General features: G+C 58.3%; 17 protein-coding genes. 8 read left to right on the forward strand and 9 right to left on the reverse strand.

The features are described from left to right. Positions 1-11: 11 nt before the first annotated feature. On the forward strand, positions 12-623 hold the full coding sequence (gene miaE / locus MJQ68_RS07430; RefSeq protein WP_238750398.1) for a tRNA-(ms[2]io[6]A)-hydroxylase: 612 nt from the start codon (positions 12-14) through the stop codon (positions 621-623). On the opposite strand, the gene MJQ68_RS07435 is transcribed toward miaE, so the two are convergent. From MJQ68_RS07435 to MJQ68_RS07445, 3 genes are read right to left on the reverse strand one after another with little or no spacing between them, the layout of a single operon-like run. After that, positions 620-1,510: an MBL fold metallo-hydrolase gene (locus tag MJQ68_RS07435; protein ID WP_238750399.1), complete on the reverse strand. Its 891-nt coding sequence runs from the start codon at positions 1,508-1,510 to the stop codon at positions 620-622. The two genes, miaE and MJQ68_RS07435, sit on opposite strands and share 4 nt — an antisense overlap. Positions 1,511-1,538: 28 nt before the next feature. Next, positions 1,539-2,156: a dTMP kinase gene (gene tmk, locus MJQ68_RS07440; protein ID WP_238750400.1), complete on the reverse strand. Its 618-nt coding sequence runs from the start codon at positions 2,154-2,156 to the stop codon at positions 1,539-1,541. 12 nt (positions 2,157-2,168) lie between these two features. Further along, positions 2,169-4,292: an SDR family NAD(P)-dependent oxidoreductase gene (locus MJQ68_RS07445; RefSeq protein ID WP_238750401.1), complete on the reverse strand. Its 2,124-nt coding sequence runs from the start codon at positions 4,290-4,292 to the stop codon at positions 2,169-2,171. A gap of 88 nt (positions 4,293-4,380) precedes the next feature. Here MJQ68_RS07445 and MJQ68_RS07450 point away from each other — a divergent pair, with 88 nt between their 5' ends. Then, complete coding sequence (locus tag MJQ68_RS07450) at positions 4,381-6,027, forward strand: S41 family peptidase (RefSeq protein ID WP_238750402.1); 1,647 nt, start codon at positions 4,381-4,383, stop codon at positions 6,025-6,027. An 11-nt stretch (positions 6,028-6,038) separates the two neighbouring features. On the opposite strand, the gene MJQ68_RS07455 is transcribed toward MJQ68_RS07450, so the two are convergent. After that, complete coding sequence (locus MJQ68_RS07455; protein WP_238750403.1) at positions 6,039-6,737, reverse strand: RluA family pseudouridine synthase; 699 nt, start codon at positions 6,735-6,737, stop codon at positions 6,039-6,041. 110 nt (positions 6,738-6,847) lie between these two features. Here MJQ68_RS07455 and MJQ68_RS07460 point away from each other — a divergent pair, with 110 nt between their 5' ends. Together MJQ68_RS07460 and fbaA are read left to right on the forward strand one after the other, a co-directional pair. Further along, on the forward strand, positions 6,848-7,699 hold the full coding sequence (locus MJQ68_RS07460; protein WP_238750404.1) for a 1,4-dihydroxy-6-naphthoate synthase: 852 nt from the start codon (positions 6,848-6,850) through the stop codon (positions 7,697-7,699). A gap of 42 nt (positions 7,700-7,741) precedes the next feature. Further along, complete coding sequence (gene fbaA / locus MJQ68_RS07465) at positions 7,742-8,815, forward strand: class II fructose-bisphosphate aldolase (protein WP_238750405.1); 1,074 nt, start codon at positions 7,742-7,744, stop codon at positions 8,813-8,815. Positions 8,816-8,821: 6 nt separating this feature from the next. On the opposite strand, the gene MJQ68_RS07470 is transcribed toward fbaA, so the two are convergent. The 3 genes from MJQ68_RS07470 to MJQ68_RS07480 form a co-directional block, all read right to left on the reverse strand. Further along, positions 8,822-9,172, reverse strand: a complete 351-nt coding sequence (locus tag MJQ68_RS07470) for a hypothetical protein (protein WP_238750406.1) — start codon at positions 9,170-9,172, stop codon at positions 8,822-8,824. Between the two features lie 2 nt (positions 9,173-9,174). Beyond that, on the reverse strand, positions 9,175-9,399 hold the full coding sequence (locus MJQ68_RS07475) for a hypothetical protein (RefSeq protein WP_238750407.1): 225 nt from the start codon (positions 9,397-9,399) through the stop codon (positions 9,175-9,177). 72 nt (positions 9,400-9,471) lie between these two features. Beyond that, positions 9,472-10,158: an outer membrane beta-barrel protein gene (locus tag MJQ68_RS07480; RefSeq protein ID WP_238750408.1), complete on the reverse strand. Its 687-nt coding sequence runs from the start codon at positions 10,156-10,158 to the stop codon at positions 9,472-9,474. 42 nt (positions 10,159-10,200) lie between these two features. Between MJQ68_RS07480 and MJQ68_RS07485 the strand changes: the two genes are divergently transcribed. Genes MJQ68_RS07485 through galK form a run of 4 tightly spaced genes read left to right on the forward strand, consistent with a single transcriptional unit; the run spans position 10,201 to position 14,484 of the window. After that, entirely contained in the window at positions 10,201-11,412 is a 1,212-nt protein-coding gene (locus tag MJQ68_RS07485; protein WP_238750409.1) for a glycosyltransferase, read from the forward strand. Then, entirely contained in the window at positions 11,366-12,541 is a 1,176-nt protein-coding gene (gene ribB / locus MJQ68_RS07490) for a 3,4-dihydroxy-2-butanone-4-phosphate synthase (RefSeq protein WP_238750410.1), read from the forward strand. Before MJQ68_RS07485 ends, ribB begins: the two co-directional genes overlap by 47 nt. A 58-nt stretch (positions 12,542-12,599) precedes the next feature. Beyond that, the gene (locus MJQ68_RS07495; RefSeq protein WP_238750411.1) at positions 12,600-13,325 is read left to right on the forward strand and encodes a YebC/PmpR family DNA-binding transcriptional regulator; all 726 of its coding nucleotides are present in this window, start codon (positions 12,600-12,602) and stop codon (positions 13,323-13,325) included. After that, entirely contained in the window at positions 13,315-14,484 is a 1,170-nt protein-coding gene (gene galK, locus MJQ68_RS07500; protein WP_238750412.1) for a galactokinase, read from the forward strand. The genes MJQ68_RS07495 and galK overlap by 11 nt, the downstream gene beginning before the upstream one ends. Here the strand turns inward: galK and MJQ68_RS07505 are convergent. After that, complete coding sequence (locus tag MJQ68_RS07505) at positions 14,481-15,596, reverse strand: redoxin domain-containing protein (RefSeq protein WP_238750413.1); 1,116 nt, start codon at positions 15,594-15,596, stop codon at positions 14,481-14,483. The genes galK and MJQ68_RS07505 overlap by 4 nt on opposite strands. A 51-nt stretch (positions 15,597-15,647) precedes the next feature. Next, positions 15,648-17,885, reverse strand: a complete 2,238-nt coding sequence (gene purL, locus MJQ68_RS07510) for a phosphoribosylformylglycinamidine synthase subunit PurL (RefSeq protein ID WP_238750414.1) — start codon at positions 17,883-17,885, stop codon at positions 15,648-15,650. Positions 17,886-17,935 lie beyond the last annotated feature (50 nt).

The following is a 17,935-nucleotide window of genomic DNA, read 5'->3' on the forward strand; positions in this document are numbered from 1 at the left end:
CCCAGGCTAGCATGCAACCCCATACCCCGGCTACCGTCCAGATGCTGAACCTCCAGTTGCCCACCGATCCCCGGTGGGTCAATCTGGCGGAAATGGACCTGGAAGAGATACTGACCGATCATGCGTACTGCGAGCAGAAAGCAGCCACTAGCTGCATCTCCCTGATCCAGGGCTATCCGGACCGGGAAGAGTTGGTACGAGAGCTGGCCCCCATCGTGACTGAGGAGTGGGGACACTTCCGTGCCGTGCTGGCCGAACTGGACCGGCGCGGACTCAAGCTGGGCCGGCAGCGAAAGGACGAGTACGTAAACGGTCTCCTTGACTTCTCCCGCAAGGGGCGCGGACGCGACGATGCACTCCTGGAACGGCTGCTGATCTTCGCACTCATCGAGGCCCGGAGTTGTGAACGGTTCCGGCTGATGAGTCTATACGTCACCGACGCTGAGCTGCGGGCCTGGTACCATAAGTTCATGGTAGCCGAAGCTGGCCACTACGTACTTTTCATCGAACTGGCCCGCAAGTACTTCGAGCGCGACCGGGTGGATACACGCTGGAAGGAATATTTGGCCTTCGAGGCAGAATTGCTGCAGGGGATGGAGGTACGGGGCGACCGAATGCATTAAGCATTACGATCTTCCAGTTGCAAGCAGCGTAGCATGCCCACTACACTCATGTACGGCGGATTAGCCGCCAGGTAAGCCGCCATATCGTTCTCCCCTACCCCCCGGTCGCGCAGCTCCTCGGTTACAAACCGCTTGAACAGCGGCTCGATCGTAGCAGCCTCGGTACCGTCACGGTAGTAAGGTGTGATCCATTCGAAGTAGCGGCCCAGACGATCCTGTAGGTCTGTGAGGTGTGCATCGGTATCGGTCACCCTTCCGTAGTGTGTCAGGTAGAAGGCGGAGGCTCCGAGGCTACGTAGACGGGCAATTGATTCGGTCCAGGCGGCACGGTTGATATCGGGTGGTGGTAGTGGTGGTATGGCCGGTCCCTGCTCAATGCGGCAGCCGCCGACGTCGCCGGTAAATACCTCCCCATCGAGTTCCCAGGCGATGTGGTGACTGGCATGACCGGGGGTATGGTGGGCCGTCCAGTCGTGTCCGGCAATCTGCAGCACTCGCCGATCCTCGACGGCCGTGATTCGCTCGGCGTCAATGGGATTCATTTGACCCCATAGCTCTTCCATCCGATCGCCGTAGATCTGTCGCGCCGATTGATACAGTCGGCCCGGATCGATCATATGCTTGAGTCCCCGGGGGTGCACGTACACCTGCGTACCCTGAGCGGCCCACCACCAGGCAGCTCCGGCGTGATCGAAGTGAATATGGGTCAATAGCAGCGTGTGTACTTCCTTCGGTGTTACACCTAACTCCTGCAGTGCGGCTAGTAAGGTGTCGTGGGTTGAGTATGGTCCGGATTCTACCAATGTATACCCCTGATTGTCTTTAATCAGGAAGGAGGCTACGGAGTGAGGCGTTGACAGGAACCGATGATCAATTATGTGTATCATAAAAAGAAAATTTTAGATGAGTAAGTCATTACAGTCCCTTCACTAGCGCCCCAATGGCCTCGGCTACTTCGTTCGGTGGGCGGGAGGCATCCACTACGCTGATGTTTTCCCCCTGACCGAAGTCGGTAAACGCCTGTTTGAAATCCTTCCGTACCTGCCGAAGCTTATCGACCGTTTCGAAGAGTTCCGTGCCTTCCGCCCGTGCGCTGATGCGCCTCATGCTCACGTCCGGATCCAGGTCAAGGAAGATCGTTAGATCCGCCGGTAGCGTCACTTTGGCTAGCCGATTTAGACTGGCGACCCAGGCCGGATCGACCCGCTCTCGCTGGTACGCCAGGCTACTGAAGTAATAGCGACTGCTGATCACATGGTACCCCGCCGCGAGTTTGGCAAGGATACCATGCTCGGCGTGAAATAAGTGCTCGATACGATCGGCGGCGAAGAGGGCGGCCAGGGTGCGCGGATCGACCACTTCCTCCCCCCGCAGCACCTTCCGAATGAAGCGGCCAGTCGGAAGCTCCGTTGGTTCCGCCGTGATGTAGCAGGCTTCTCCCCGCGACTGAAAGTAATCGCGCAGGTGCCCGATCTGGGTAGTCTTGCCGCTACCGTCTAGTCCCTCGATGACGATAAAATAAGGTCCTTCCATAAATAAGTTTGCTTAGTCGATCGGGAACCGGTCGCGGCCACTGCGGTCCACGACGGTAGAGCTGGCCTGCTGCGTGCCCTGCAGCACCATGTCCATGATGTTGACGTGCGGAGGCTGGTTGATCATGAACGCGATTGCCTCGGCCACGTCGGTAGCACGCAGGGGCTGAAAATCCTCGTAGATTTTTGCGCGTTCTCTATCCCCATCAAAGCGCACGACGGCAAACTCGGTCTCCTCTACGTGGGCCGGACAGATCTGACCTACCCGGATCCCGTGCTTGACCAGATCCAGTCGCATCGCGTAGGTCAGCGCATCAACGGCATGCTTGGTAGCGCAGTATACATTCCCATTAGGGTATACCTCCTTACCCGCCGTACTGGCCACATTGATCACCGTTCCCCGCCCACGTGCGACCATACCGGGAGTGACCGCCCGGGTCAGGTACAGCAGCCCCCGCAGGTTGACATCGATCATCTCATCCCAGTGGTCGAGATCACCGGTGTGGATGGGGTCGAATCCCTTGGCCTTTCCGGCATTATTCAGTAGTACGTCGATCTCCTGCCACTCGGCGGGTAGCTGAGCGGTAAGCTCCCCTACCCCGTCGCGATCCGTAACATCCAGTTGGATCAGGTGCGTGCGACTGCCGTGCGCCTGTTGTAACTCCTGCGCCAGCTGATCGAGCCGTTCCTTACGGCGTGCGAGCAAGATCAGCCGGTAACCGTCCCGCGCCAGCCGGCGTGCCGTAGCCAGTCCGATACCACTCGTTGCACCGGAAATTAGCACGACCTTCTCCAGGGGCTTGACGACCTCCACTACCGATTCGGGGCGCTCGATGGGAGGCTGTTTCTTTATAGGCTGTTGGGTGGTCGGTGTGGGCGCTACGCTTGGCTCGGCGAACGCAGCCAGATTTGCCGCCGTGGCGTAGGCGGGCTCCAACCTCTTCGCCCGATTGAATTGCAGGCGAGCTTCCGCAGCTTCACCAGCTGCGTGGGCCATGGTAGCCAGCTGGTAGTAGGCCGGAGCGAAGTCGGCATCCCGATCTACACACTGGTGTAACATGGTCCGTACCGCGTCGGGGCGCCCCGCTCGCTGGAGTACCTGGGCGTAGGTATAATAGCCGGCTGGTGTAAGGTTGCCACTGCTCTCGGCCGTGGACAGATAGCCCAGCGTAGCGTCCAGCTCCGCCGGGTAGTGATCGGCGTACAGCACACCGAGCTGCTCCGCCAGCTGGGGGTAGTCCGGGGCAAATTCATACAGCCGTTCCCAGTCATTGCGCCCGCGCTCCCGCTGTTGGTTGGTGACGTACAACTCTCCACTCAGATAGAGCGCGTCAGGATGGTAGGGATCGTCGTCCAGCAGCTCATCCAATTGCACCCGCGCTTCCCGCCCGTCTGGCTGTAGCAGCGCCAGCATCAGGGCATAGTTGTAGCGCAGTTCGGTGTCCTCCGCCTGTAGTTCGACGGCTTGCTTTAGTCCAGCGAGCGCGTCGGCGGTATCCCCGCGATCATACACCTTCCAGGCCGTGGAGATCGATTCGCCAACGGATGCAGCGCTAAGCGGTAGTGGATCAGGTGTAGTAGCTGGCTCCGCGCTTGCGTTCCCGGTGGGCGAGGACGCAGGTGCAGGTGCAAGTAGAAACGTAGTAAGTGAGCCCAGATCAGTGGATTCCTCCTCCCAGCTTAGCTGCGGTAGTTCGGCCAGCGCGTCCAGGAGTGCGGGCACCGCAATGCTCACCTCGCGGATCTTTTGCAGGTAGCGGTCGAAGTCAGCCTGTTCGGCTTCCCCGTGGGTTTGCAGCCCCCGCCGCAGGTCGATGTACCGATCCTGCCAGTGGCTGAGGTACCGCAGGCGATCGCCCCGGTGCGCTAGCTGCACCCCCTGGCTGACTACAAATAACTGCCGTTCCTTAAGTACGCCATCAAGCTCTTGCAGACAGTTCGGATTAGTAAGGAAGGATGGGGTTAGGAACAGAACCGCCGGACCGCCGACAACGGCCAGTTGCTCCCGGAGGGAAGGACCGTCGTTCTCACGTCCTATCGATAACAGGACGGGCACCGGTCCACCTTCCAGCGAGCCAGTCAGTACGTGAACGGCTTGTTGATCTTCGGAGCTATGGGCGAGGGCAAAGGCTGTCATGGGCGGTCGGAGGGGTGCGGCGCCAAAATAGCCAAACTAAGGCGGGGAGGGCTAAACTTAGGACCATGTTCGTACATTCAGCCTGCGTATGAATGAACGGACCGCCTCTATTTGGACTCCCCTGGTGTACAGTCTGCTACTCGCCAGCGGCCTACTGATCGGCTACCTGCTCCAGAGCGACGGGCCACTGCTCTCGGTGAGTGGAAGTGGTACCGGGCCGGGCGGTAAGGGCGGTCGGGTAGAACAGGTGCTGGGCTACGTAGATGCCCGCTACGTGGACGAGCCCGATCAGGAGCAGCTCACCCGCACCGCCATCGAGGCGGTACTCGCGGATCTTGATCCCCACAGCAGTTACATCGCACCCGATGAGCTACAGGCCCTCAACGATAATATGGAGGGCAATTTCAAAGGCATCGGTATTGAATACCTGGTGATTGACGATACCATCACGGTGGTAAGTGCGCTGTCCGGCGGCCCATCAGATGCGGCTGGCGTCCGCTCCGGCGACCAAGTGATCTACGTCGGCGACAGCCTCGTGACCGGCGTACTGGCCAAGGACATCGATCCCGCCAGTCTGATGCAGGGTCCGGAGGGGACGGAAGTAACTATTCGAGTGCGGCGCGATCAGTCCAGCGACCTGCTACCCTTCGTGATTGGTCGGGCCAGTATCCCGCTGACAAGTGTGGATGCTGCCTACACCATCGATCCGGATATCGCGTATGTGCGGATCAACCGCTTCAGCAAGACGACCTATTCCGAGTTCATGGCCGCCCTGGAAGAACACCTGGAGGAGGCGCAGGCCAAACACCTTATACTCGATTTACGCGGCAACCCCGGAGGCTACCTACAGGAGGCGACCAAACTGCTCAGTGAGCTGTTCGTAGAGCGCGGCGTACTGCTGGTATACACCGAGGGGCGTAGCTCTAGCCGACAGCCCTACAAGAGTAGTGGCCGGGCCAGGTACAACATCCAGAACGTAGCCATCCTGGTCGATGGCGGCTCGGCCAGTGCCAGCGAGATCGTAGCCGGTGCCGTCCAGGATCACGACCGCGGTATCGTGGTGGGCAGGCGCACGTTCGGCAAGGGACTGGTACAGGAGCAGTACCCCCTCGGCGACGGTGGAGCACTGCGCCTGACCGTAGCCCGCTACTATACACCCAGCGATCGAAGCATCCAGCGCAGTTACAATGGTGAGGAAGACTACCGGGGCGACCTGGGCCGCCGCTACGCTAGTGGTGAGCTGACGGGTCGCACCGCCGCTGCCGTGGATAGCTCCCTGACGTACTATACGGACAATGGGCATCCGGTATTCGGCGGTGGGGGAATCACGCCGGATTACTTTGTAGCACTGGATAGTAGCCTGAGCGCCGAACCATTCCTGAAGCTCCGGCAGCAGGTACCGGCCTACGTGTTTACCTACGTACGCGAACATGCTGACTTGGGTGCATACGCATCGCTAGAGGACTTTACTCGTCAGTTTCGACCCGATATGACCGCCGTCATCGCAGACTTACAGGCGCTAGCAGACGATGATTACCCTGACCGTGCAAACACCCTCTCCCCTACCCTGCGCAAGGAGCTCGGACTGTTCTTTCGCGCACGACTGGCACGGCAGCTATTCGACTCCTCTGCCTATTTCGTCGTGTACAATCAGGAGGACGACGTGGTGCAGGAAGCACTGCGCTTGCTACGGGATAGCGATCCCCTGGCAGCGGCACGCAGTACTGGACTTTAGCGTGCGCTGGGTTACTCGATACCCTGGAACAATTGCCAGAGCTGGTCGCGACGGGGAGGCTCGGCTACGATCTTTACGTGCTCCTTTTTGACCGGGTGGAGGAATTCCAGCGTCCGACTGTGTAGATTGATATTACCGTCTTCGTTGGCCTGACGAAAACCATACTTTAGGTCGCCACGGATGGGGCAGTCTAACTGCTGCGCCAGCTGTACGCGAATCTGATGCGGCCGACCGGTGAGCGGCTTTACTTCCAGCAGAACATTCGTGCCGATACGCCCGAGTAGTCGGTAGTCCAGCACGGCTTGCTTAGCTCCTTGGTGGCGATTGCTGTTTGCCTTCGGCAGCAGCTTACTCACGTTCTTCTTAGCGTCCTTGTAAATGAAGCCGGTGAGCCTACCCTCGATGGGGCTGGGCTGTTCGGTGACGATGGCCCAGTAGGTCTTGGTGACCTTGCGTTCGCGAAAGAGCTCCGTCATACGGCTGAGTGCCTTAGAAGTGCGGGCGAAGAGGATGACCCCGCTGACCGGGCGGTCCAGACGGTGGATCGACCCCAGGAAAACCTCTCCGGGCTTATTGTAGCGCAACTTGATGTACTCCTTGGCCAGGTCCATGACGGTTAGGTCGCCCGTCTCATCGCCCTGACTCAGATAGCCAGCTGGTTTATTGACCGCGATGAGGTGATTGTCTTCGTAGAGAACCTGGAGTTGCATAGGGGTGTCTTTAGTATCGATCGTCCGGCGTGCGAAGTAACGACCTTATCCGGTAGGTTCAGCTAAGCTGGCAGGACGCATTTCTTCGCTACCCACCACCGCCATTCTATATGAGTATTGCACCTGCGCCCCGCCGGCTGAGTATTGGCTTTAGCCCCTGCCCGAACGATACCTTTATTTTCGACGCCCTGGTGCACCAGCGGATCGATACGGAAGGGCTGACGTTTGACGTAACACTTGCCGATGTAGAAGAGCTGAACCAGCGCGCGTTTCGCGGGGAGTTGGAGGTCACTAAACTTAGCTACCACGCGCTAGGATTTTTACTGGAGCAGTACAATCTATTAAATGCGGGCAGTGCACTAGGCCGTGGTGTAGGTCCATTGTTAGTAAGAGCAAAAACAGAAAACTTTGGAGGAGTAAATAGCGGCACTACCGCTGTTATTCCAGGCAAGTACACAACGGCGAACTACCTGCTCGGTTTGGCTTACCCGGAAGTGGTACATAAAACGCCGCTACTCTTCAGCGAGATCGAGCAGGCTGTGCTCAGTGGACAGTACGACACCGGGCTACTGATCCACGAGAACCGGTTCACCTATGCCGCGCGTGGCTTGTCAAAGATTATTGACCTCGGTGAGTATTGGGAGCAGTCGACCGGTATGCCGATCCCACTGGGTGGTATCGCGGTGCGAAACGACTTACCCCGGGAGGTGCAGGAGCGCGTTGACCGGGTGCTGGCCCGTTCCGTGCAGTATGCCTTCGATCATCCGGAGGCTAGCAGGTCCTACGTGCGAGCGCATGCGCAGGAGATGGACGCGCAGGTTATTCAGAAGCATATAGCCCTGTACGTCAATGACTACACCCGTTCGCTCGGGGAGGAAGGGCGAGCGGCGGTCGCTCACTTTTTTGCGGATGGGCGAGAGAAGGGGATCATACCGGCTGGGCGCACGGACTACATTGTCTAGCTTTTTGTTTCTTTGCCCTTCCACTTAATCCCCCTTCTACTTATGGCAAAGCCTACCTTCCGCTCCGGCGTACTTCACGGCGACGAGGTCACCGAAGTCTTCAACTACGCGCAAGCAAATAATTTTGCTCTGCCGGCCGTGAATGTTACCAGCAGCAGCACGGTGAATGCAACGCTCGAAACCGCCAAGGCGATGAAGAGTCCCGTGATCATTCAGTTCAGCAACGGGGGGGCACAGTTCTACGCAGGTAAGGGACTCGACAACAGCCAGCAGCAGGCCTCTATTGCGGGCGGACTAAGTGGTGCTATGCACGTGCACACCATGGCCGAGGCTTACGGTGTACCGGTCATCCTGCATACCGATCACTGCGCAAAGAAGCTCCTCCCCTGGATCGACGGACTACTCGACGCCGGAGAGAAGTTTTACGCGAAGCGCGGTTTTCCCCTCTACTCCAGCCACATGCTGGACCTGAGTGAGGAACCCCTTGAAGAGAACCTGGAGATCAGTGGCCGCTATTTCGAACGCATGGCCAAGATCGGCATGACCATCGAAATCGAACTCGGCGTTACGGGTGGCGAGGAAGATGGTGTCGATAACACTGGTGTAGAAAGTCACCGGCTATACACCCAACCGGAAGAAGTTTTCGAAAGCTACCAGAAGTTGAGCGCGATCAGTAACCGCTTCACCGTAGCCGCTGCCTTTGGCAATGTGCATGGAGTATACAAGCCCGGTAATGTGGAGCTGCGCCCGGTGATCCTGAAAAACAGCCAGGAGTACGCTAAGGAAAAGCTGGGAGTAGATAAAGACCCCATTCACTTTGTTTTCCACGGCGGCTCCGGATCGAGCCAGGCGGATATTCGCGAAGCGATCAGCTACGGAGCCATCAAAATGAATATCGACACCGATCTACAGTGGGCCTACTGGGATGGTGTACGGCAGTACGAAGCGGCCAACCGCGAGTACCTACAGGCACAGATCGGCAATCCTGACGGTGCGGACAAGCCCAACAAGAAAAATTACGACCCCCGGGTATGGGTACGCAAGGCGGAAGTCAGCTTCGTGGAGCGGCTCAAGCAGGCGTTCCAAGACCTCAACTGTGTCGATGTACTAGGCTAAGGGCTATTAACCCCGTCGCTGCCGGATTAGCTTCAGTACGCCCCGCAGGCTCTTGACCTGTGGTAGCTTATTGGACGGCCAGCGGAGTAGCAATTTGTCGTTTACTACGATGTCCACCTGTTGAAGCAAAGGATTGCGGAGTTGCCGCAACGCACGGGGGTTGAATTGTACCAAGCCGAGCTGACTCGCCAGTTGAAACGTATCCAGGAGCGCCGATTCGTCACTACACTGTACGAGCAGTACCCGGTCGTCGCTGGGGCTGTGCGTCAAACGGATGCGGCCTCCGCCCGGGGCATCGATGGTCAGGTCGGCATCGACGAGTACGTTGCCCAGTAGGGCGTAGGCGGCATCCAGCATCGTTACGCGTTCTTATTTCCGTTGCGTGAGGTGTCGTCCGACGTACGCACGCGCAGCGTGCCGTTCATCTTCCACTTCGCCGTCTGCTCGCTGTTGGTACCGCTGGGAACGTCGAGCTCGAAGTTTTCAAACTCGTAGCTGATCTCCGCACCGCGACCGGTGAGCTTATCGAAAAGGCCGATCGCGAGCTCGGGCCAGGTGTTGGTTTCGTTTGTGGTGGTTGCCATGTGATTGGTGTAGATTAGTTTGTGTTGGACTAACACAGTCTCCCCACAAGTGTTCCCGGGACCACAACCCTGCTAATACAGGACGTACCGTACCCCTAGATTAAGGTAATACGGGTACAGGGGCAACACCTGCTCCAGCCCTACGTCACCCGGTCGGTATAGCCCGAATACCGATTTTCCGTGTTGAAAGTATACCCCCGTAGTATTGGTCAGCTGCACCGTAGCGCCGAAGATCCAGTACATATCCGTATTGACAAAACTATCTTCCACGGCTACGAAGTTCTCTTTGATTGGTAGCTGATTGGCACTGCCCGTCCGGCTGAAGGACGTGCCGGTCACCCGGCTCAACGCCACGCCCAGGTGTAGTACGATGGACCGGTAAAGCTTGAAATTCGACTTGGCCGTGTAGGCGGTCTTATCCCCCAACCTGTAGTTGAATAGCAGAGGTACTTCTACCGTATTGATTCTCAGGTTGATCGTTGAGTTACCGCGCCGGTATTTCTCCGAGCGGCCCGGCCTGGCTCCACCCTGCGCAAATCCCAGCCCGATGCTCGTGTACCATTTGGGGGTACCCAGTACGTGCGCACCAACGCCGAAGCGCATCCCAAACTTGTTGTAGCCAGAGTAGTAGTCCCCGTCCACCTGAGCAAAATTAGGACCCGCATACGCAAAGGCTGCAAAGCGTTGATCCGGATCGGGTTGTGCGGTCAGCAGGATCGGCAGCAGTACACTAGATAGCAGGGTGAGCAGTCGTCTCATAGCCCGCTCAAGTTACGGTGACTACTCGATTACCTTTACACCGTGGAATTCCTGCTCATCGGTACGGTCGGCGTCTGTGTACTCGCGGTACTGCATACCTACGTGCTCTACCCCTGGCGGACCACCCTGCAGGCACGGCAGTCTTCCCTACCCCGGCAACCCGAGCTCCCCATTACAGATTGGCCGACGGTACGTATTCTCATGGCCGTACACAACGAGGAGCGGGTGCTGGGACAGAAACTGGCCACCCTGGCTGCTCAGGATTACCGCGGTCCGCTACACTTGATGGTTGCCGATGATCAGAGCACGGATCGCACCCCCCAACTCTTGCGCACATTTGAGTTTACGGGGCCCCGGCGGCAGTTCACCCACACACGCAATACACGACGGTCGGGCAAACCCGCCACCATCAACCGTTTGGCGGGCGCCGCGGGTGCGGAGGGTATATTCGTCCTCACGGATGCCAGCGTGCTCCTGCGCCCCGATACAATCACCGAGCTGGTGCGCCCGCTAGTAGCCGATCCCGGGCTGGGAGTCGTGGATTCACGGGTCGTTCATACGGGCATGACGGTAGACGGTATCGGCCGATCGGAGGACAGGTACATTAACCAGGAGGTGCACCTCAAACAGGCGGAGAGCCACGACACAGGCTACTTCATCGGTCCATTTGGCGGGTGCTGGGCGATCCGGGCGGCGGCCTACACAGCAGTACCGGACAACTTCCTGGTTGACGACTTTTTCCTCTGCATGTCCGCCTACCGGGCTGGATGGAGGGGATACAGCAGCGACCGGGCCGTCGTGCTCGAAGGGGTCGGACAGCGTCTGCCCCATGAGTTTCGCCGCAAGGTCCGCATCGGAAGCGGCAACTGGCAGAACCTGCTGCGCTTTCAGGATCTCTGGTGGCCCCCTACGCAGAACGCACTGGCCTACGCCTTTTTCTGCCATAAGGTGTTGCGCTGGCTCACTCCTCTGTTCGTATGCCTGGCGGTGCTGTGCCTACTGCTGCTCTGGCAGGCTGGGGGCAACTATTGGGCCGGCCTTCTGTTGAAAACAGCCGGAGGTATAGCATTAAGTACCATAGTACTTGACCTAGTGCTCGGTAGGCTGGGTCTACACGTCGGTCTGCTGCGCAACCTCCATTATTTCATGGCCATGAACGCCGCCCTACTGGTGGGTTTCGTGCGCTACCTCACCGGAATCAAGACCAATGTCTGGCAACCTTCTTACCGACCCCCAAACGATAGCGCGCAGTGAGATTCGCGCCAAGCTCAACACCATCGAGGAGGCTATTGCCGACATCCGCGCCGGTAAAATTATCATTGTCGTCGACGATGAGGACCGGGAGAATGAAGGTGACTTTATCTGTGCGGCCGAACGCGTCACGCCGGACATTATCACCTTCATGGCTACCCATGGCCGGGGTCTGATCTGCACCCCCATCGAGGAGCAGCGCGCCGACGCACTGGACCTACCGATGATGGTGAGCACCAACACCGACATCCACGAGACCGCCTTCTCGGTCAGCATCGACCTCATCGGTCACGGCTGCACGACGGGCATCAGCAGCTACGACCGCGCTACGTGTATCCGGCGGCTTACCGAGCAAAGCGCGCGGGCCACCGACTTCGCACGGCCGGGCCACGTGTTCCCACTCCGGGCCGTGAAGGGCGGCGTTCTCCGGCGCACCGGACATACGGAAGCAGCTGTCGATCTGGCCCGTATGGCTAACCTTTTCCCCGCCGGCGTCGTAGTAGAAATTCTCAAGCCAGACGGTACCATGGCCCGCCTGCCCGACCTCATCGAACTGGCCGACGAACACCAGCTCAAGATCATCACCATCGAGGATCTGGTGGCCTACCGCCTGCGCACCGAACGACTGGTTGATGCGGAATTCACCATGGATCTGGATACCCGTTACGGCCCCTTCCGCCTGACTGCCTACCGGCAGACCACCAATGACGACGTGCACCTGGCCCTCACCCACGGCGAGTGGCTTCCGGACGAGCCCGTGTTGACCCGCGTGCACAGCAGTACCAGTAGCCGTGATCTGCTGCACAGTCTGCTGAGCGGCTACAGTACCGGACTGCACGGCCCCCTGGAAAAGATCTCCGAGGCAGGTAAGGGGGTACTGCTTTTCATGCGCCCCCATCAAGACGCTAACGATATTATCTCCGGTCTGCGGCTACTGAAGAGCCGCATGCAGGACGGCAAGACGATCAAACCTTCCGAGCCACGTAGTGAGGAGCAACGCGACTTCGGTATCGGGGCTCAGATCCTCCGCGATCTCGGTGTTTCTAAGCTGCGCGTACTCAGTAATGCACCTAAGAATCGGATCGGCCTGGAAGGCTACGGCTTGGAAGTGGTGGAATTCGTGAGCATGTAGGGTAGTCCACCTTTAGCGACCCCGGGCTAGCTATATTTGCGACAAACCAAAGACTAGTATGGGACGTGCATTTGAATACCGGAAGGCCCGCAAGATGAAACGCTGGGCCGGCATGGCCAAGGCGTTTACCAAGGTAGGCCGGGAGATCAATATTGCCATCAAGGAAGGTGGACCAGACCCCGACTACAATCCCCGTCTCCGCTTAGCGATCGCCAACTCCAAGGCAGTCAATATGCCGAAGGCAAACGTCGACGCCGCCATCAAGCGCGCAACGGATAAAGACGCAACCAACTACGACGAGGTGACCTTCGAGGGCTACGGCCCCCACGGTATCGCCATCCTGGTCGAGGCCACTTCCGACAATAACAATCGCACCGTAGCCAACATTCGCCACGTCTTCTCCAAGTACGGGGGCAGCATGGGCGTCAATGGCTCGGTTGACTACATGTTCTCCCGCAAGGGACAGTTCAGGGTCAAGCAGTCTGACATCAGCGACGACCTGGAAGAACTCGAATTAGAACTCATTGACGCCGGACTCGACAGCATCGAACAGGATGAAGATGAGGTAGTATTCTACACCGCATTCGAAGACTTTGGCACCTTCCAGCAGGAGCTGGAGCGACGAAAGATCGAGGTCGACAACGCTGAACTAGTCCGCATTCCAAGCCACACCAAGACCGTATCCGACGAAGAGGCCGAAGCCGTCATCAAACTCATCGATATGCTCGAAGAGGACGATGATGTGGCCAATGTGTTCCACACGATGGACGAAGGTGAAGGTTGAACTCCCCCCCCACCTCCGTACGTACCTGAAGAACTTGACCGGTGAGCAAGCCGACCGGTGGACACACCTTGTCCGCTCCCCCGGCCGCATCAACCTGATCGGGGAACACATCGACTATACCGGTGGGCTGGTGATGCCCGCCTCTATCGACAAGGCCATTTACTTCGCCGCACGCCCCCTGGATACGCCGGAGTGGCGCCTGCACGCCGTTGACCTCGACCAGACCACCGTCTTACCGCTACCCATCGCGGGGCGCACAGGTCGGCAGTGGGTGGATTATCTAGCCGGCATCGGCGTACAGTTTCAGGATCAGGGACAATTTCTCCCGGGACTAGAGATCGTATTTGGCGGAGATCTACCCAACGGTGCTGGCGTAAGCAGCAGCGCTGCACTGGAAGGCGGTATGGCCTTTCTACTCAATATACTACTAGGTACCCAGCTGAGCCGACCCGAACTGGCGCAGCTCTGTAAGCGCTCCAGCAATACGTTCCTCCAGATCCCATCGGGGATCATGGATCAGTTTGCCAGCCTGAACGGCCTGGCTACCGGTCCGATCGTGCTGAACTGCGCTACCCTGGCATTCGAGCCCGTCAAGAACGGCCTCAATACCTATAGCTTCTTATTGGTGAATTCCATGGTGACCCACGACAACAGTGATGGAGCCTACGCTCGGCGGGTGACGGAGTGTGAGCAAGCCCTAGAGGCGGTGCGGAACACTTACCCCTCCGTGACGCACCTCAGCGCTGCCACCCTGGGACAGCTTGACGCGATTAAAGAATCTCTATCTAAGGTAGCTTTTGAACGTGCCCGCTACGTGGTCGCGGAAAACGACCGGGTACGTGCAGCCGTCACCGCGCTGGAAGCCGGCAGCGCCGTCGAGTTCGGCCGCCTACTCAATGCCTCGCATGTGGGACTCCGCGACGAATACGAAGTGAGTTGCCCGGAACTGGATTTTCTCCAGTCGCAAGCCATTGCCCTGTCTGGCGTAGCCGGGGCCCGTATGATGGGGGGAGGGTTCGGTGGATGTACCCTCAACCTGGTCTATTCGGATAGACTAGAAGATGTACAAGCGGTGCTTGAGCAGCGGTATCGGGAAAAATTTCACTTGGACTGCACCTTCTACCCCGTCCGACTGGCAGCAGGTACTTCCCTGATTTAGAGTACTTTTTGTAGTGCCTGTTCGATGGATGCTGCACCCCGCAGTCCGATCTCGGCGATATTCCCTTCCCGGTCGATCAGAAAGGTAGCGGGTATGGCCTGTACCCCGTACTTCGCCGAAGCCTCCCCACCCCAGGACAACAGTTCGCTGCCGTGGTGAGGCCAGCTGAGCCCATCCTCGGCAATGGCGTTCACCCACTTCTTGCGCTGATTTTCGGTGGCTTCCGCCAGCTCTTCAGGGGTGAAGCGCGCCGCCTGTTCTGGGCGTACACCATCCAAACTCACGCTATAGATCGTGAAGCCCTTGTCTTTGTACCGGTCATATACCTTGACGACGTTGGGGTTTTCCCGTCGGCACGGAGCACACCAGGCGGCCCAGAAGTCCAGCAGCACGACCTGTCCCTTCAGGTCTGCCAGCGACACCGTATTCCCCTCTGGATCCTTTAGCTCCAGATTGGGGGCGGGCTGACCGGGTTTGATCAGCTGCTGTGATTTTTGGAATGCGATCTGCTGCTTGAGCTGGGTAACATATGTACTGTAGGTAGCATAGCTGTCCGCCTCCTCGGGAAGTCTGGCTACGGCCGCTTCGTGAAGAGGCAGCCCCTGCTCGCCGGCACGTAGTAAGGCATTAAACGTTACGAAGGCCGCGGTATAGGGATTCTCTACTTCGGTGACTAGCTCCTTCAGTTCCGGCAGGCCGGAGAGTGACTGCATGCGGTTGATGGTACGCACCGATTCGGCCGCCGCTTCGCTTCCAGACACCTCCACATCGTAGTTGCTGAACGTGCTGACCTTACCGGTAATATCGATTTCCCGATCTTCAGCCTCGATGGCAAAGGTGGCCTTCTGTGCACCCACCCGGATCTGGTACAGCCCGTCCTCTAGGCCCTGCGGGAAGGTGAAGCTAAAGGAACCGTCTCCGTCGATGGACGTACTCTTCAGCATCTCCTTTTCGCCACCGATGGTGATGCGATCCAGATTGGCTGCCAGTCCATTGGCGTTTTCCAACTGCACCCTGATCACGGTACCGTCTGACGTGGAGCTGCCAGATCGATCACAGGCTGTACACAGCACAAGGATCAAACACAGGGGAAGTACGAGAAATCGGTACATATGCGCTATAGCTTTAGCAAAAAAAAGCGTTGCCCCCCGCTTTGGTTGACCCTAGGCCTCCAGGATCATCGCCAGGGTATCGTTGTGTCGCATAGTCCACGCCATAAGGTCTCCCCAGTCCTCACCATCCACCGTTAGGTCGTTGCCTTCTACCCTACCCAATACACGGAAGCCGACGCCGTGCTCGCGCAATACGTCTTCCAGTCCGGCGGTCTGTGCTTCGTCCGCGGTCAGCACTACCCTACCCTGCGCTTCTCCGAAGAGGTAGGCGTCTTTGCGGAGAGCATCATCGGTTTCCACCGTAAAGCCGTGTCCTCCCGCGATGGCAGACTCACACAGGGTTTGGAACAATCCGCCGTCGCTCACGTCGTGTGCACTTTTGACGTGCTGCCCCCGGATCGACGCCAGAATGGCACCGTGCAGTTTTAGCTCCTGCTGTAGATCGAAGTAAGGAACCGTACTGTATTCCACGCCATGAATAGTGCGCAGGTACTCCGATGAGCCCAGATCGTCGTGGCTGTCACCGACCAGGTAGATCACATCATTCTGATCTTTGAAGTCCAGCGACATCGTATGCTTGACGTGATCCACCAAGCCCAGCATGCCGATGGTGGGTGTAGGATAGACCGGCTCAGTACGCCCGTCCTCATACTGCGACTGATTGTAGAAACTCACGTTACCTCCCGTCACGGGAGTATTAAACGCCCGGCACGCTTCACCCATCCCCTTGATGGCACCCGTAAACTGGTAGAATGCCTCTGGATTGTATGGGTTACCGAAGTTGAGGCAGTTGGTGATCGCCACCGGCTCGCCACCGGAGCAGACGATATTCCGGGCTGCTTCAGCCACGGCGATCATGGTACCTACGTAGGGATCGGCATACACGTAAGCGGAGTTACAATCTGTGGTCACTGCCAGGACCTTATCGGTACCCTTCACGCGTACCAGTGCGGCATCAGAAGGCCGCGTTTCGGTCATACTATTGGTGCGCACGGTACCGTCGTACTGGTCGGTCACCCAGTTTTTTGACACCAGACTGGGTGCCTTGAAGAGGGTTTCGGCGACGGAGCGCAGGTGCGAAGGCTCTTCTACGGAGGCAATGTCGAATGCCTCAACTTTGTCCAAATAAGCAGGTCGCTTGCTCTCTCTTTCATACACCGGTGCTCCCCCACCCAGTACGAGTGGTTCGGCCGGTACATCTGCAACGACCTCGCCGCCTGCTACAAATTCCAGTCGCCCCGTATCGGTTACCTCTCCGATCTGCTCGCACTCCAGGTCCCACTTATCGAATACGGCTAGCAGGTCTGCTTCACGGCCCTTCGTACAGACGATCAGCATCCGCTCCTGGCTTTCACTAAGCAGGATCTCCCAGGGCTTCATGTCAGCCTGACGTGTCGGCACCCGATCCAGATCGATGCGCATACCCGTACCGGATTTGGCGCTCATCTCCGAGGTGGAGCAGGTGATGCCCGCTGCACCCATATCCTGCATACCGACCACCGCTCCGGTAGCGATCACCTCCAGACTTGCCTCCAGCAGTAGTTTTTCCTGAAAGGGATCACCGACCTGCACGGCCGGTAGGTCATCCGCGCTGTCCTCGGTCAGGTCGGCTGAGGCGAAGGTCGCACCGTGGATACCATCCTTTCCGGTAGCGGAACCGACGATGAAGACGGGGTTGCCCGGTCCGTCCGCGGAGGCCGATACGGTCTCGCCCACCTTGACGGTACCTACCGACATCGCATTGACCAGAATGTTCTGGTTGTAGCTGGGGTGGAAGTATACCTCACCGCCTACCACCGGTACGCCGAAACAGTTGCCGTAATCTCCGATACCCTTCACCACGCCGGCCACGAGATGCTTGGTGTGCGGTAATTGCGGGTCACCAAAGCGAAGGCTATTTAAAGCGGCGATGGGCCGTGCCCCCATGGTAAATATGTCCCGGTGAATGCCCCCGACGCCGGTGGCGGCACCCTGGTAAGGCTCAATGGCTGAGGGATGATTGTGGCTTTCGATCTTGAAGGCGCAGGCTAGCCCTTCGCCGATGTCGACCAGCCCCGCGTTCTCCTCACCGGCACCTACGAGCAGCCGCTCTCCGTCGCGGGGCAGGGTTTTAAGCCACATGATGGAGTTCTTGTACGAACAGTGCTCCGACCACATGACCGAGAAAATACTCAGCTCGTTGAAGTTGGGCGTACGCCCCATGATGTCGACGATCTTTGCGTATTCCTCGGAGGTCAGTCCGAGTTGCTTTGCTACGTCTACGTCTACTGCGGTGCTTGCCGTGGCCATGGGCGGGGGGTTAGTGAGGGGCAAAAGTAGCTCACGGTGCTGACACGCCC

This window comes from Neolewinella maritima (genome assembly GCF_923081025.1).
In the GTDB taxonomy this organism is placed as follows: Bacteria; Bacteroidota; Bacteroidia; order Chitinophagales; family Saprospiraceae; genus Neolewinella; species Neolewinella maritima.

Bases quoted from the DNA above. Each gene is read 5' to 3' on its own strand.
- miaE (WP_238750398.1), top strand. From the start codon at position 12: ATGCAACCCCATACCCCGGCTACCGTCCAGATGCTGAACCTCCAGTTG.
- MJQ68_RS07435 (WP_238750399.1), bottom strand. From the start codon at position 1,510: ATGATACACATAATTGATCATCGGTTCCTGTCAACGCCTCACTCCGTA.
- tmk (WP_238750400.1), bottom strand. From the start codon at position 2,156: ATGGAAGGACCTTATTTTATCGTCATCGAGGGACTAGACGGTAGCGGC.
- MJQ68_RS07445 (WP_238750401.1), bottom strand. From the start codon at position 4,292: ATGACAGCCTTTGCCCTCGCCCATAGCTCCGAAGATCAACAAGCCGTT.
- MJQ68_RS07450 (WP_238750402.1), top strand. From the start codon at position 4,381: ATGAATGAACGGACCGCCTCTATTTGGACTCCCCTGGTGTACAGTCTG.
- MJQ68_RS07455 (WP_238750403.1), bottom strand. From the start codon at position 6,737: ATGCAACTCCAGGTTCTCTACGAAGACAATCACCTCATCGCGGTCAAT.
- MJQ68_RS07460 (WP_238750404.1), top strand. From the start codon at position 6,848: ATGAGTATTGCACCTGCGCCCCGCCGGCTGAGTATTGGCTTTAGCCCC.
- fbaA (WP_238750405.1), top strand. From the start codon at position 7,742: ATGGCAAAGCCTACCTTCCGCTCCGGCGTACTTCACGGCGACGAGGTC.
- MJQ68_RS07470 (WP_238750406.1), bottom strand. From the start codon at position 9,172: ATGCTGGATGCCGCCTACGCCCTACTGGGCAACGTACTCGTCGATGCC.
- MJQ68_RS07475 (WP_238750407.1), bottom strand. From the start codon at position 9,399: ATGGCAACCACCACAAACGAAACCAACACCTGGCCCGAGCTCGCGATC.
- MJQ68_RS07480 (WP_238750408.1), bottom strand. From the start codon at position 10,158: ATGAGACGACTGCTCACCCTGCTATCTAGTGTACTGCTGCCGATCCTG.
- ribB (WP_238750410.1), top strand. From the start codon at position 11,366: ATGTCTGGCAACCTTCTTACCGACCCCCAAACGATAGCGCGCAGTGAG.
- MJQ68_RS07495 (WP_238750411.1), top strand. From the start codon at position 12,600: ATGGGACGTGCATTTGAATACCGGAAGGCCCGCAAGATGAAACGCTGG.
- MJQ68_RS07505 (WP_238750413.1), bottom strand. From the start codon at position 15,596: ATGTACCGATTTCTCGTACTTCCCCTGTGTTTGATCCTTGTGCTGTGT.
- purL (WP_238750414.1), bottom strand. From the start codon at position 17,885: ATGGCCACGGCAAGCACCGCAGTAGACGTAGACGTAGCAAAGCAACTC.